The organism is Pseudoalteromonas sp. GCY, assembly GCF_016695175.1.
Taxonomy (GTDB): domain Bacteria; phylum Pseudomonadota; class Gammaproteobacteria; order Enterobacterales; family Alteromonadaceae; genus Pseudoalteromonas.
The window spans coordinates 565304-580944 of sequence record NZ_CP068023.1; the positions used below are offsets into that span (position 1 = coordinate 565304).

Below are 15641 nucleotides of genomic sequence, written 5' to 3' on the forward strand. Positions count from 1 at the left end.
GATGATATTTTAGTCTATAAAATTCACATGCGCCGTGTTTTGGGGTGATATTGGAAATGTCATTTGGAGTGCAAAGGCTTAATCAGCCTTTGCAATTTGATAGACTAAATTTAATTGAAGAATGCCTCTAGCAGCTCTCGGATCAACCAAGAAGCTATTCCTTGCTTGAAACCTTTTTGAAAGTCATTTTTCGTTGTTTTGTTATCACTAGTTTTTTTGTTGCTAATTTTGGACATCTTACGACTCCTATATTTATTTTTATATGATCCTAGAGCCAGCATCTACTTCAATACTTAAGCTGTGTACTAACACTAACAAAACCCATGTTGGACATAATGTTGAATTAGAATGAATATGGAATTGCACGCAGCAGAAAACCGCAATTCTTTAGTAAGACAGCAGTAAAAATATAAACATGAGATTGGTTTTTCTAGGAGTGAATGAAACGACTTATTTATTTTAGTTTTTGTCGATTCATAATTTTATTATAACATAATGAGAATCATTTGCAATAATGCTTAATTTCTTGCATACAAGAGTATTCCACCACTAACTCGCATTTAGACGTAGAATATAGAATTAATGAAGGTGTTTTTGACGCGGCAGTAGCTCTGGAAAGGTTGTCGTGCTAAAGCACGACCTACGGGGACGGGGGTTACACGCCTTCAACAATCATTTCTATGGCGTCATGGAGCCAATATTCAATATTGTAATCCACCAGTGCTTGCTCGGCGTCATAGCGGGCGCGCAGTACCTTTAAACAAGGCGCGCCGCTGTTCTTTTCTAATTTGTCGGCAACGTCATCGGGTAGTACGGTGACGCTTATTACACACTGTTCAAAGCTGACGTCAACTTGGTAGTGGGTCGACATCACATCTGTGATTGAACCATCCAGCGGTTGGTTGTGCAAGTCGGCAAAACGTTCGGCTGCACAATAGATCTGTTCCATCATTATTGCGCGACTATCTAACGCGCGTACTCGGGTTAGTTCATACACCGGCTGGCCGTCAAAATGAGAGTGGCTAAACTCAGGCTCTGTGGAAGGGGCATTAATTGCCACTACTTGAGTTGTTGGTGTAAAGCCTTGTTCAATGGCAAGGTGGTTAAAGTTCACTTTTTTAGCTGGATGCCATTTGAGTTTTTCGGGGGTGACAAACCAGCCACGACGCTTTTGGCTAAAGATAAGTCCTTCGGCTTCTAGTCGTGCTAGGGCTTCACGGACAGTGATCCGTGTTGAGCTAAATGTTTCTTGCAGCGCACGCTCTGAAGGCAATTTGGCACCGGGCGTCATGCTGCCAGCGGCTAGCAGCGCTTGGATATGGTTTCGAATACGTTGATAAAGCAGCATAATTGAGTCGATAAAACCTTTTGTGACAAGCTTACTATCGTTTTATGACAGGATAAATAGACTTGTAAATTCAGATTGGCCTAACTCGCCAAATAGGCTTCTATCTGGCTAAACCAATAACTACTAGGCAAAACGGCTAAACTCGGATCTTTCCCTAAATCATCAAAACGACGCAGCGTGATAATGGCGTCCAATTCAGGCAGCTTGGAGAATGCCGAAAGTTCTTCGGGGCTCATTTTTCCGCCTTGTCTTGTTAGTGTTAATTGGCTGGCAGGAGAGAGCGTTTGGTAATACTCCTCATCCATACTGACCAGATAGCGTTTCGCATCTACGTGTTTGCGCACCAGTATTGTCACCGCGCGGTCAAAACCAAGTTGAGTTAAATGATCAGCCCCTAAATCGCCATGATTGCTATATCCTTGTGGGGTAAAGTCCAGGTTCTTCTGAGACTGAGCAACAAAATGGCCAATATCATGTAAAAATGCAGCGATTTGGGTCGCTTGATCATAACCACTTTCTTTCGCGAGGGTGGCGCATTGCTCGGCATGGTAAATTTGGCTGCATGCCTCGTCATAGGTCGCGTGACCATATTGCTCGAATAGCTGTTTTATTTGTGCAATGGCATTCACTTTATATACTCCTGCTTCACGTTCGGATCTAATTTTGCTGCGCTGCCACTAAGCTTGCTAAGCCAAACATCGAGTTTATGCGGTGGCGTGTTGTTATCCTCTGCGCTTTCTTTACGGCGAATGGCATTTCTCACCATTAAGGCCCCCGCGGTGCGAAATGGCTCGACGGGAAACTGTTTAAGCGTTTGGTTGACCAAGGCGCAGTGACGCCAGTCGTTATGTTGATTAAGCAGTAGACTCGCTAAGATTTGTCCACCTAAATAGGATTGCACCACGCCGTTGCCTGAGTAACCGCTGCCATAAAACACATTAGCTTGACCATTTAAATGACCAAAGAAAGGCATGCCAGAGACACTTCGGTCTGAGGGGCCGGTCCAGGTTCTTTCTATCTCGAGCTGGTGATGTGCAAAAAAATGGCTAAATGAGCGTTCAAGAATGGCTTGATAACGGCTAGCGCGGTGAAAGGTGTCTCTCACTTGGTTATTGAAACTAAAATAATTCCCGCCTTTGCCAAGCATTAATCGACCGCTTGAGGTAGTGCGGTAGTAATTCACAAAAATGCGAGCATCAATCACCGGAGCGCCGTGGTTTAGCCTCATTGCCGCAAGCTTTTCAGGTGCTGGTGTGGTGATCGCCATATCGCTCGAAACCAACACCACGCTGCGAGAAAATTGCGGCAATAAGCTTGGCAGCCAAGCGTTAACCGCAAATACTAGCTGATTGGCTCTGATCTCACCTTTGTCTGTGGTAATGGTTAGCGTGTCTTGGCCTTGGTGCTTTAGGTAGCGGGTGTGTTCAAATACCTTGACCCCAAGGGTTTTTGCCACCTTCATCAGTCCACGCACAAGCTTGGCGGGTTGAACACTACCGGCATGGGGGGAGTAAATTCCAGCAAGGTTGGCATTAGAGCCGGTTGCTTGCAACTGCGCTTTATCCAGAGTTTGCCACGCATTAAGCTGGTGTTGCTCGAGTAGGGTGGTAATGGGGCCAAAGGCATTACGCTGGCTGTGATTTGAAGCCGTATAGTAAGTACCATCAACGCGGCAATCACATTCAATCTCGTGCTTGCTGGTAAAGGCTTTAATATCATGAACGGCCTGCTCCGACTGGCGCACTAAAAAGCAGGCTTGTTCTAGGCCAAACTCTTTAATTAAGCTGGCAAACTTGGTCGACCATGTCAGCATGGCACCGCCATTACGACCCGAAGCACCTTGTCCACAGAGGTCTTTTTCAATAATGGCGATATTAAGTTCAGGTTTTTGCTTTTTCAGCGTTATGGCTGTCCAAAGGCCAGTAAAGCCACCACCTATGATACAAACTTGGGTATCTAACGCGCCATGAGGCGGCGCGCTTGCTGCGACTTCAATATCGGCTTGAGTGATTGCTTCATCAAACCAAAAAGGCTGAAAATGCATTACGGGCGCTCTCCACGGGCGATACGAGCAGAAATATCCACCAAAACCATTTCGATATCAGTCAGTGAATCAATCACATAATGCGCACCTGCCTCGCCAAGCTGCTGATAAGCGCTCAGTGAGCGTGCACTTTGCTCTTCGTGACCGAGCGCAGTCCATTCTTCTTCGCTAAGCCCCACCGCATTACCCGTTAAAGCAAGTCCAACGGTCCACATGCCGGCATTTAATCCCTCGCTTATTCCCGGCGCGGAGTCATCGACTTTTATGCATCCTGATACGCGATTAATTCCAAGTCGTTGTACATTTTCTAACGCCATCCAAGGGCCAGGGCGAGAGCCTGCCGCACATTCATCACTGGCAACCACACAATCTGGCTGATAACCATAATCGGCAGCAGCAGGCACTAATACGTCCATCACAGGCTTGGGATACCCAGAACAACTGCCAATCTTAACGCCTTGTTGTTGCAAACGTTTGATCACCGCAAGCACGCCCGGAATGGGGGCAGCTCGGTCGGCGACTTTTGCTTGTTGAAGCGGCATAAAGGTTTGATAAATATGGTCAACATCTGCCGTACTCGGTGCCTGACCAAATTGCGTTATCCAGCGGGTGCGGACGCTGTCCATTTGTAGCAAGGTATTAATGTGATCCCATTTGCCCATTCCCATCGGGCCGCGCGCTTCAGCCAAGGAAATATCAAATTGATACGCCTGCTTAAATGCTTCAACAAAAATACTGGTGGGAGCAATCGAACCATAGTCGACTACAGTACCTGCCCAATCCAAAATTAACGCTTCAATGTGTTTCATATTGCTAAGACTCCTAGCTAGGAATTGCCGTAGCGCGTACTTGCGTTGACGCCTTATGTGGTCGCTTTAATTTCACGGCAAAATAAATAATTGAGCTCACTACCAGGGCGCTTGCGATAAACGCCACCCAATAGCAAGCCATGGTAAAAAAGTGCAGCCAGCTGAGCTCAGGTGTGGCAAAAGTTTTATAGAGCAAAATGCCCACTGAGCCGATGTAGCCCGCCGAATCCGCCAGATAAATCAAAAAACCGGCGTTCGCAGTCGAGCCAACCGCTGAGATCATGCGGTCAAACAAAAAGCAGTTATAGGGGATATAACTGATATAAAGACCAGCCCCCAGCAGTACCATCCAAGTTTTAGGATCGAGACTTTGGGTTTGGTATAAATAGGTGCTGCCAGCCAGCAGTATAGCCCCCAGTAAGACAAAGCCATGATTGGCAAAAAATGCGATGCGGTTATTTTTAATTAACACCAAAGCGGCAAGCGCAATGAGTACGATAAAGGCGATGCGGATCCCAGCATAAGCAAAAATCGCGGGTTCTTGCCCATAACCTAAGGCCTGCCAGATCTCGGCTGAGAAGTTATCTCTAAAGTCACGAAAGCCAGTAAAGAGTAAAAAGCTAAGCACCAGTACGGTTATTCCAAACCAATACTGTTTAAAAAACGCCAGCCGGGCTTTGCCATCCATTGGCGCGCGCTTTTGTCGTAATTGTTCATCCTCTTGTGTAGGTTCAGGAATGCTATTAAGACAAGCAACGCTGAGTACAAGCAGCGGCAGAAAAATCGCTCCGGTTGCCGCTGGCATCCACAGTTCAGGCACATTGAGTTCACTCACCAGCCATTTGCCCACAGTTCTGACCAATCCTGAGGCTAGAATAAAAGTCACGCTGAGTACCGCACCTAAGATTTCGGTGGTTTTACGACCTTCTAAAAAGCTAAAAACCAGCCCCCAGATCATGCCAAGGGAGAGACCATTGGCAAATAGCCAAACCAGATTCCAGCCCGTAGGAGTAACGGCAAATAGCACCAGTGCGAGCTCGGCGGCTAAAATCATGGCCAAAATCGCACGGCCGCGATAATGATGCTGCATTTCAGCAATCACTTTAACGCCGATAAATTTCGCGCATAGGTAGCCAAACACTTGCGATAGGATCAGGGCAATTTTAAAGCTAACAACCCAACTTGGGTCATCAAAGGCTTCATAGGTATTGACCGAAAATGGCTTACGAAAGGCGTACATACAAAAGTAAGTCATAAACGCACTGGTTGCGGCAAATAGCACAAAGCCGATACCTTGGGCGTCTTTTAGCCAGCGCGGGCGGGCGTTAAATAGTGTGATCTGCAACATCATAGGATCCTCGGTAATTCGAGGGCAATCCTTTGTGGATTGCCCGTCAACCGGTGTATACCAATCGGCTTAATCAAGTGAATTGGTATTAAAATTGGTAGTTAATGCCGACCATGCCGCGGATACCATAGTATTCCACCTGTAATGGACGACCTTGCTCACCTTGGTAGTACTGTAATGCTTCATTGGTGAGGTTACTCAGCTCTAGGTAAACTAACGTTTGTTCGTTAAGTTGGTATGACGTTGTAAAGTCGACGCTGGTATTGGCGCCATAGTAGCTATCCGATTGGCTATCGCCGCCGTGCTCTTCGATATAAGCACCTTTATGATTAAGTGCTATTCGAGCTGCAAAACGGGTGTCGTCGTAATACAGCGTAAAGTTGTAAAGCTCATTGGCCTGACGTGGAATGGCCACTTTTTCTGTGCGCTCTGGGATCTGCATTTCAGAATCCATAAAGGTCGCATTGGTCATTACCCCAAAGTTGCTCAAACTGTCAGAAATAAAACCAAGGTCGCGGTTAAACGCCAGCTCAATGCCCGCAAGCCAAGCGCTATCGCCGTTTTCAGGACGGATGATGGTCACGCCTTGCTTGTTGTTGTAATTGCCAACGCTGGTGGCTTGGAAGATTGGGTCTTGGATATCTTTGTAGAATACCCCCGCAGAGACCAAGCCAACGCGGTCAAAATAATGTTCCACCATCAAGTCGAGATTATTTGAGTACGTAGGGTCGAGCGCTGGGTTTCCTGAGTTAAGCTGGTTGTCCTGCTCCAGGTAAGTTGCGCCTGGTGTTAACGAACCAAAGTCAGGACGGGCAAAGGTGCGAGTTAGTGCGAGGCGATAATTGGTATCGTCATTGGCACGATAGGTAACATGTAGTGCAGGTAAAATTGACCAATAATCATTGCTGTTGGTGGTCTCAACAACTTTGTCTTCGTCGGCTAAATAGGTGTAACCAGACACTTCGGTATCGGTGCGGGTAACGCGTAAGCCGCCTAATACTTCCCAGTTGTCGCTGGCTTGGTAAGTTGCCATACCGTAGAGCGAGGTGTGGATTTCTTCAACATCAAAGTTTCTGCCCAGTGCTCCACCGTTGCTGATGAGTGCTGATTCTCCCGCATCTAGCTTGAACTTATTGCGATTTTGCGTCCAAAACTGAGCAAGAGCATCGGTGGAAGCCACTTGTGACAGCTGCGTGCGATAATCAAACTTGGCTTCGCTTAAGTAATCGCTGCGACCGGGTTGATCGCTTAAGGCAAAGTCTGCAAGCGTTGGCGCTGCGCCATATTGTTCGCTGTCCCACGCGTAAAATTCATCGGCAAAGTCAGCTTTACGGACTTTATCGCGGTATTTTGCCCCAAACTTAACGGCTAGCTGGTTATTGTATTGCCAGTTAAAGTCAGCATTGGCCACCAGTCTGTCTTTTTCGTTGACGTAGACCTTGTATAGCTCAACCCAAGACAACCCCATTTTGCTTGGATCGAGTGTAAAGCCCGAGGGGAAGTGATTACTAATGGCATTCCAAGGATCGCTGCCGCCATCTACTTGGTTGTAGGCATAATTTTTACCGGTATCGCGGTCTTCAAGTCCAACATATCCCACCTCTTTTTGATCAAAACGGGCGACAAAATAGCTATTGTCTTCACTGTTGGGTTTGTCGCCATAGCGAAACTCATTTTCGTACGTGGCTACTTGCCAAGAGAGCGTTTTATCAAAGCCAAAGTCATGCTCACCTGCAATTTCAAAGCCTTGCATTTCGGTGATGAGTTCGTTGCGAATATGCTGCAGTTCAGCACGGTCTTTATCAAAACGCAGCCTGTGCTTATAGTGGGTTTCATCATCAATCAGTGTGCCATATAGCGCGCTGGCGCTGAGCGTGCCGTTTTCAAGTTGATATTCCAGCGAGCCATTTAAGCCATAAGTTTCACGGGTTCCCGTATAATCACGCAGCTCTAAGCGGTAAATGCCTAAGCCATCGTTACCACGGCGCGGCTCATAGTTATCGGTTGCCCAATCACGCTGCCAAGCTGTGGCGTTAATGATAAAACCCAGCTTGTCGTCGAGTAGACGGTCGCCGTACACCACATTGGCAGAATAGTTTGTGCCATCGGCCAGTTCGTTTTGGCCCACAGCAAAGTTGGTTTTGAGGATAAAATCATCAGCGCCTTTTTTGGTCACGAAATTAACATTACCGCCAATCGCATCGCCTTCCATGTCAGGGGTGATAGCCTTAGACACTTCCACAAACTCTATCAATTCGCTTGGAAAAAAGTCGAACGCAGTGGCGCGGCTGGTGGTTTCCTCTTCTGCGGTTGGAAGGCGGTTACCGTTGATGCTGGCCGAACTCCATTGTGACGGTAAACCGCGCACTGCAACAAAACGGCCTTCACCTTGGTCACGCTCTATCGACACACCTGGAATACGTTGCACGGCTTCAGCGGCATTTCTATCTGGTAACTTACCAATGCCATCGGCAGAAATGATACTTTTGATATTACTGGCATTTTTTTGGTTATTTGCAGCGGCCATTTCGCCACGGAAGATTTGCCCAACCGTGACCACTTCTTCCATAGTTTGTTGATGGTTTAATAAGATTGGAGACAACGTAGTGACTTTGCCATCGGTCACTTCCACCTGTAGTTCAGTTTCCTGATAACCCATATACTTCACGACTAAGGTGTAGCGACCGGCATCCAGTTTTGGCAGTTCAAAGCGACCACGGTAATCAGATACAGTGGATATATCTTGGCCTTTTACTGAGATAACAGCGCCAGACAGATTACTTTGTGGGTCTTTTACAACACCAACAAGTTTACCTGTCGCAGCATATAAGCTGGGACTGGTGGCGAGTAACACAGCAGCAGCGATTTGGGTTAGTTTTTTCATTGCTCTTTTCTCAAAAGTTTGGGTTAAGTTTCTGGTCTAGTCCAGTTTGTTGCAGATAGAGTAATGACGGTTTTTTACATTCCGATGACACAAAGGTGAAAAATTAACTAGCACCTACTGCTCTTTGTTGTTTAATTCTTTTTATAGGGGATAGGAGGATGTTGTTAGATGTTTGGCTTAACTGAACAAGATTTGTCATACTCGCGTTATCAGCAGCAGGTTTTCAGTAAAGGAATGGCAACGTGATTTATGCTTTGATTGCGGCGATTGGACTTTCTCTTTTTATCTATAGCATTACAGCTCGACAATTAGATAGGGCAGAGCTCACTGCACCTATGTGGTTTGTGCTAACGGGCGGGGCGATAGGCTTTGTGCTTGGTAATATTGAAGGAGGGCAACAAGCTTTAGCGGTAGATATTAATGGCCTACAGACTTGGTTGCCGATTATTGAGCTGACGCTTGCGATTTATTTATTTTCCGATGCTGCAAAAACGCGATTACGGGTGTTATCTCACAGCTTCCAGTTACCGGTTAAATTGTTACTCGGGCTGCCATTAACTATGATATTTGGCGCGTGGGTGGCTCATGAGCTGTTTCAGTTATCTTGGTTGGCTTGCTTTTTAATTGCGGTGATCATCACCCCAACCGATGCTACTTTATGCAAAACCTTCATTCAGGATAAGTCTGTGCCCACCAGATTACGTGAGGCAATTAATGTGGAAAGTGGCTTGAATGATGGCCTGTGTATTCCGGTATTTCTGTTTTTACTGGGAGTATTAGCTGAGCGAATGCAAGCGACGACTGAATCATTTGCTTGGATTTTTATACGCGAAGTGGGGATTGCACTCGTTGTCGCGGGGTTACTGACTGCGGTGATCATTTGGTTACTTAAACGCGCCTATCAACATCATTACTTTGCGTCTAAAACCAGCCCTTTTCTCTTTGTTGGCATCGCTTTTTTAGTTTTTTCGGTAACCCAAGCTTTACATGGCAGCGGCTTTATTGCTGCATTTGTCAGCGGTTTGCTGTTTGATAAATATTATCGTGATGAGTTTAAAGATCAGCTTATCGAAGAAGGGGAGCACCTCGCCGAATTTGCGGCTTTTATGATCTGGATTGTGTTTGGTTTGTCGGCAAGTGTAGTGCTATTAAACGTTACCCAATGGCAGGTTTGGGTGTACGCAGTGTTAGCAACCGCCTTGTTTAGATTGATCCCGGTATTCCTCTGTTTGTTAGGTGGTGCACTGACAACCAAAGAGCGCTTTACGTTAGCTTGGTTTGGCCCCAAGGGATTGGCTTCGGTGGTGCTCACCTTAATGCTACTCAGCGAAGAGTTGCCAAATGGTTTGCAAATTACTCAAGTGGCAATGGCAACAGTGCTGTTGAGCATTTTTGTATTTGGATTATCTAGTCGACCCATTTCTAAATTATTTACCACTGCTTCTGGTCGAGAGTGATTACTCTAAATCACAATTGGTGTAGCGTGTGATTTCGTATCTGAATTGTACTGTTATATTGTAACTTATTGTGAAATAAAATATTTTTTGTCACTTTGCTGAAATAAAAAAGTCATGTAACGCGCCTAGACTGTGCCCGCCTTACAGACAAATATTACGTTTCAGGAACAGTACAATGAATAAAAAGTTACTTACAGTTGCTATCTCTGCAATTCTACTTACCGCGTGTGATGATGATACAAAAACCGTTGAGGTGATCAAAGAAGTTGAAGTCATCAAAGAAGTACCAGTGCAAGAAGTGACACAAGTAAAAAATGTGATCCTTATGATCGGTGACGGTATGGGACCACAGCAAGTTGGCTTACTTGAAGAGTATGCTCAGCGCGCGCCAAACTCAACTTATAAAAACAAAGGCAATCAAACTGCGCTGTCTAAACTTGCTGCGGGTGGTCATTTAGGCCTTTCCATGAACGCACCACATGGCGCAACTGGCAGTCTAGTGACTGACTCTGCTTGTTCGGCAACACAATTAGCAACCGGCCTTGCCGCAGGCTCAGAAATGATAGGCCTTGATGCCGATGGCAATAAAGTAGCGACTATCTTAGAAAAAGCCAAAGCCGCGGGTAAAGCGACGGGTCTTGTTTCAGATACGCGTATTACGCACGCGACGCCAGCGGCATTTGCTGCGCATATGCCGCATCGTTCATACGAAGCTGAAATCGCTGAGCAATTAGTTCGCTCTGGCAGCGTTGACGTGATGTTATCTGGTGGTGCTCGCGTATTTGTGCCAAAGAGCACGCCTGATAACGCTGAAGTACAAGCGCAACTTGACGCGCTTGGCATGCCTAGTAGCGTATACAAAAAATCAAAACGTGGAGATGAAACTAACCTAGTTGTTGAAGCAAAAGAGCAACACGGTTATGGCCTTGCATTTGATAAAGCACAATTAAGCAGTTTTGAAGGCGAAAAAGTACTAGGTCTATTCGCAAACTCTGGTATGAGCGACGCAATTGCTTACAAAGCTTGTCAACAAAGCAACAGCTGTACTCAGCCTTCATTAAAAGAAATGACGGTAAAAGCGCTTGATATCTTGTCGAAAGATGAAGATGGCTTTTTCTTGATGATTGAAGGTGGTCAAATTGACTGGGCAGGTCACGCAAACGATGCAGGTTGGATGCTAAATGAGCTGCTTAAATTTGATGAAGCCGTTGAAGCTGTTCATGAATGGGTAAAAGACCGTAACGATACGCTAGTCGTTGTGACTGCAGACCATGAAACGGGGAGTTTTGGCTTTAGTTACTCAAAGCATGAGCGTCCTGAAGCACAAACGCTGTCTGGCGATGGTATGTATGTAAATGGTGTTGCTAAAGAATATCATCCTAAATTTAACTTTGGCCCACTTGCGCAACTAGACAAGCTTTACGCGCAAACAGGCACCTTCTTCGATATCCTTGCTGAAGCTGCGCCTGATGAAGCCTATGAAAATGTATCGGGTCCAACTTGGAAAGCGACCATTGAAGATATGACTGCTTACACGGTGACGCTAGATAATGCACAGAAGGTTGGTCAAAGTGTCTATGACGATAAAGATGCAACGATGATCCCTGCGTTTGAGGACTTTGGTGACTTCTATGTATACGCCAAAGAAGACTATACTGGAAAAATCGCTCGCGCGATTGCCTCAGAGCAAAGCGTAGTGTGGGGTACTGGTACACATACGGCTGCGCCAGTACCGGTTTATACTTTCGGTCCCGCAGGCGTAACTAAGCAGTTCTCAACCATGCAGCACCATGTAGACGTTGCAAACAAAATGATGACTGCGCTTGGTTTAACTGAATAAACCAAGCTCCTAGATTTAAGTAACTTCAGTTAAGCCACAGCAATGTGGCTTTTTTCTGTCATTAAGGTCAGAAACTCGCGTTGTGGTAGCGGTTTTGAATAGTAATAACCCTGACCAAAATCACATCCAGCCTGTTTTAATAGCTGATGCTGAGTCGCGGTCTCAACGCCTTCAGCGATGACTTTTAAGCCAAGGCGGTGGGCCATCAAAATAATGGTTTCACACAGGGTTAAATCGTCTGCATTGGTTGCGATGCCATCGACGAAGCGTTTATCAATTTTCACAAAGTGACAATCTAATTGTTTTAGATACGCGAGTGACGAGTAACCCGTGCCAAAGTCATCTAACGCAAATTGAAAACCTTGCTGCTTTAAGCGTTCAACCCGTTGTTTAGTGCGGCTATCATTATGCATCATCATTCCCTCCGTGACTTCTAAAACCACGTGTTCAGGGGAGATCGCAAGCGTCGTGAGTTTGTCACTCCAGCTTGCTAAGGTGCAATTTTTAGCGGCAAATTGGACCGGTGACACATTGATGCTAATTTGTGTTGTATGGCCTAAGTGCTGTAGTTGCGTCAAAGTGTCAATAGACTGCGCAAATGCTAAATCTCCAATATGATGAATGAGCTGGGTTTCTTCGGCTAACGGAATAAACTCAGCTGGACTCACCATGCCTTGCTCTGGGTGTCGCCAGCGGATCAAGGCCTCGGCTTTGGCGACGCGATTATCGTCAAGTGATACGATTGGTTGGTAGTGCATTTCAAATTGATTGTTATGTAGTGCGGCACGAATGCCTTTGAGCATTTGCATTCTAGATTCCGCGACTTTGCGTAAGGTGTCATCAAAAATCACGTAGCCATTGCGACCTTGTTGCTTTGCTCTATACATTGCTTGATCGGCGGCCTTTAATAGGGCTTCTGCACCATTACCATCTGTTGGTGCGGTGGCAATCCCCATACTTGCCGTGATATGGCACTGCTCATCTTTGATCTCAAACGGTTGTTTGAGTGCAGATTGGATCTGGGAGGCCAATGTTTTGCACGTTGTTTTGTGTTCGTCATCCTCCAACACAAAGACAAACTCATCACCTCCAATGCGGGATAAAAACGCATGCGGAGCCATACTCTTTAAACGTTGCGCGACTAACTTTAAGAGTAAGTCGCCATAATAATGGCCTAAAGTGTCGTTAATATCTTTAAAGTTGTCGAGATCGAGTAACAACACTGCGGTTTGTTGTCCAACGGCAACCTGCTTTTTTAAGTGCTTTTTAAGTCCTACGCGGTTTTGAAGATCGGTTAATTCGTCAAAATGTGCTTGCTTCCAGATCAACGCATCTTTACGCTTTACTTCGGTAATATCGGTGAAGATCGCGACACGGCGATAGATCTCACGGTTGCTATCGTAAACACTATCAATTGTTAGCCATTCGGTGTAAAGCTCGCCATTTTTCTTACGGTTGACAATCTCACCTTGCCAGCGGCCATGTTCGTTAAGCTGTTGCCACATGAGTTCGTAAAAGCTACGGTCATGTTGACCCGACCCTAACATGGCCGTGGACTTACCCAGCACCTCGGAGCGTGAGTAACCAGTTACACGCGTAAAGGCGAGGTTGACGTCCAAGATAAAACCATTGGCATCCGTGATGATCATACATTCGCTGCTGTTGTTGTACACCAATGCTGCAAGGTTTAGTGCCTCTTCTTGATGCTTACGTTGACTAATATCACGGAAAATCAGCAACGCCTGAGGATGGGATTCAATGGCGCACAGGCGACATTCAACTACTTGGTTACTAGTTGGAGAAAACTCGAGTTGCACATAGGTTTTATCGTTTAGCAGTGCAAGTTCTGCTCGGATCCGTTTATAGATATGTTCTGGTAGCAACTCTCTAAGCGTTTGTGCCTTATCGGTATAATCACCATAGCGAGATAAGATCTGAGCCTGTTGATCTAAGCGCACATAGCTATCGGGGAGTGCATTAATCAAGGCTTTTACAACGGCAAGTCTATGATTTGCATTGTCTTCAGCGGCTAAGCGTGTTTGTGCCATATGAGCAAAACGCTCGGCGATATGCTCAAATTCACTGGGTACTTTGGTGGCGTCAAAACGGGAGTCTTGCTTGCCCGATTCAAGCTTTGCAATAGCATGCTTGAGTGCACTAAGCGGTTTTAAAAGTTGTTGTTTTAGTTGCCAATGGGTTTGCCAAAACAAAATGCACACAAGCACAAAGAAGATCCCTAAAAAGAGCGCAAAACGCTTATCTATGCTACTCAACTGGGACTCAAAATCGAAACTAAAGTAGATTTGTAACGCTCGGTTGCTGTTATTGAGTGATTGCTTTACATACACCAAGCGATTGCCTTCTGGGGTGTTTAGTAGCGTCGCCTGTGTGCTTAAATTGTTTGGCCAAGAACTGCTAACAGCACGACCAAGTTCTGCATTTGCTGCTGGATATTGCGCAATTATTTGCGCTTTAGCATCGGCAATCATTACCCGAGTACCTACAGGAAGGGGCAGTTTTGCAAGGGTCTGGCTCCAATGCGTTAAGCCTTTCACCGCGACAAGCATAAACAAAAATTGCTGTTGATCATCGTAAATTGGTAGTGCGAAGTTGACGGTTGCCCGCTGCATGCTTCGGTCAATTTGGTATTCACCAATACTAAACTGTGCGGTACGCATTGCGGCTTTAAAGTAGCCACGATCGGCAATATTGATCTCGCGTTGATCTGCTTGATGTGTAGTACACAGTACGTTCCCTTGTGCGTCAACGATTCCAAGATTAGCAAGGTTGGGGCTGAGCAGCATCGCATGATATAGCAGCGGCGGGCATTTGCTGTGCTCTACAGTAAGATGATCAATACGGGTCGACAGTTGCTGTAAGACTTGTTCTGTATCTGCGAGTTCTACCTGTTGGATCGTCGCAACTTGTTTGGCGTAATGTAGCGCCAGTTGTGACTGTTGTGTTAATGCCTGCTGACGTTGCTCACATAATAGAAATAAAATAATGATCAGACATGGCAAGCAAAGTAGAACGAGTAAGCGATAAAATCGAAACTGTATTGAAGATTTCAGAATAATCCCACCTATGGAGCTGATCAGAGAGCGCGAATGATACCGAATCGAGTAGGGACAACCAAGCAAATTTGCATAAATAATTCAGCTGCAAAAGCATCCTTAAGCAAGGGTTAACAAATGGAATTTTTAATTTCTAATTTGAAAGTATGACGTGATTATCCGGCCAAAAAAAATGGCATTTTTTCATCTCTCCACTTTTTCCACAAAATTCATGATCTTCCACAAATCCCGCGATTTTTCTGGCTTTCAAAGGCGTTAAAGGTGCCGACTGAGCTTGACAAAAGTGCTTGTCAAGCCCTAGACTGTTCTTCTGTGGTAAAAAGTGGGTTTTAGTGGATCAAACTGGATCAACCAACTTAAAAATAGGATCACGCATGTTTCGAGGTGCAAGTTCGCTAGCTTTGGACGACAAAGGGCGTTTTGCGGTACCGACTAAGTACCGTCAACCGCTGCTGTCCGAAGATCAGGGAACTGTTATTTGTACTATTGCGATCAACGAACCGTGCTTGTGGCTTTACCCACTCTCAGAATGGCTAGAAATTGAGACCAAACTAAGTCGCATCTCTAATACCAATCCCAGAGTGAGGCGCTGGCAGCGGATGTTGCTAGGTCATGCTACAGAATACCAACTAGACAAAAATGGCCGGATTTTACTGGCGCCTTCATTGCGATCCCATGCGCAATTAGGCAAAAAGATCATGCTAGTTGGGTTACTCAATAAATTTGAAATTTGGGACGAAGAACGCTGGTATCAGCAAATGCAGGCAGATACCGAAATTGAACACTCAGGAAACTTTGAGGAAAGCCCTGAACTGGAAAACTTTTCCTTGTAGGGGT

11 protein-coding genes are annotated in these 15641 nt (G+C 45.7%); 3 read left to right on the plus strand and 8 right to left on the minus strand.

Translation table 11 applies throughout. The annotated features are described in order from the left end of the window. Positions 1-110 precede the first annotated feature (110 nt). The 7 genes from JJQ94_RS24305 to JJQ94_RS07690 form a co-directional block, all read right to left on the minus strand. The gene (locus tag JJQ94_RS24305; protein ID WP_017217180.1) at positions 111-236 is read right to left on the minus strand and encodes a hypothetical protein; all 126 of its coding nucleotides are present in this window, start codon (positions 234-236) and stop codon (positions 111-113) included. 419 nt (positions 237-655) lie between these two features. Next, positions 656-1348, minus strand: a complete 693-nt coding sequence (locus JJQ94_RS07665) for a UTRA domain-containing protein (protein ID WP_099029020.1) — start codon at positions 1346-1348, stop codon at positions 656-658. Between the two features lie 80 nt (positions 1349-1428). Beyond that, a complete protein-coding gene (locus JJQ94_RS07670; protein ID WP_099029021.1) occupies positions 1429-1977 on the minus strand; it encodes an HD domain-containing protein in 549 nt (182 codons plus the stop codon). Further along, positions 1974-3392 (minus strand): FAD-dependent oxidoreductase, encoded by a 1419-nt coding sequence (locus JJQ94_RS07675; RefSeq protein ID WP_099029022.1) that lies wholly within the window; start codon positions 3390-3392, stop codon positions 1974-1976. Before JJQ94_RS07675 ends, JJQ94_RS07670 begins: the two co-directional genes overlap by 4 nt. Continuing rightward, entirely contained in the window at positions 3392-4201 is an 810-nt protein-coding gene (phnX, locus tag JJQ94_RS07680; protein WP_099029023.1) for a phosphonoacetaldehyde hydrolase, read from the minus strand. The genes JJQ94_RS07675 and phnX overlap by 1 nt, the downstream gene beginning before the upstream one ends. 13 nt (positions 4202-4214) lie before the next feature. Next, a complete protein-coding gene (locus JJQ94_RS07685) occupies positions 4215-5552 on the minus strand; it encodes a DUF5690 family protein (protein WP_236596562.1) in 1338 nt (445 codons plus the stop codon). 85 nt (positions 5553-5637) lie between these two features. Beyond that, entirely contained in the window at positions 5638-8433 is a 2796-nt protein-coding gene (locus tag JJQ94_RS07690; protein WP_099029025.1) for a TonB-dependent receptor, read from the minus strand. Between the two features lie 242 nt (positions 8434-8675). On the opposite strand from JJQ94_RS07690, the gene JJQ94_RS07695 reads away from it, so the two are divergent. Then, the gene (locus JJQ94_RS07695) at positions 8676-9890 is read left to right on the plus strand and encodes a cation:proton antiporter (RefSeq protein WP_099029026.1); all 1215 of its coding nucleotides are present in this window, start codon (positions 8676-8678) and stop codon (positions 9888-9890) included. A 175-nt stretch (positions 9891-10065) separates the two neighbouring features. Next, complete coding sequence (locus JJQ94_RS07700) at positions 10066-11730, plus strand: alkaline phosphatase (RefSeq protein WP_099029027.1); 1665 nt, start codon at positions 10066-10068, stop codon at positions 11728-11730. Between the two features lie 29 nt (positions 11731-11759). On the opposite strand, the gene JJQ94_RS07705 is transcribed toward JJQ94_RS07700, so the two are convergent. After that, on the minus strand, positions 11760-14750 hold the full coding sequence (locus JJQ94_RS07705; protein ID WP_099029028.1) for a bifunctional diguanylate cyclase/phosphodiesterase: 2991 nt from the start codon (positions 14748-14750) through the stop codon (positions 11760-11762). Between the two features lie 428 nt (positions 14751-15178). Between JJQ94_RS07705 and mraZ the strand changes: the two genes are divergently transcribed. Continuing rightward, the gene (gene mraZ, locus JJQ94_RS07710; RefSeq protein ID WP_010368661.1) at positions 15179-15637 is read left to right on the plus strand and encodes a division/cell wall cluster transcriptional repressor MraZ; all 459 of its coding nucleotides are present in this window, start codon (positions 15179-15181) and stop codon (positions 15635-15637) included. The last annotated feature ends 4 nt before the right edge of the window (positions 15638-15641 follow it).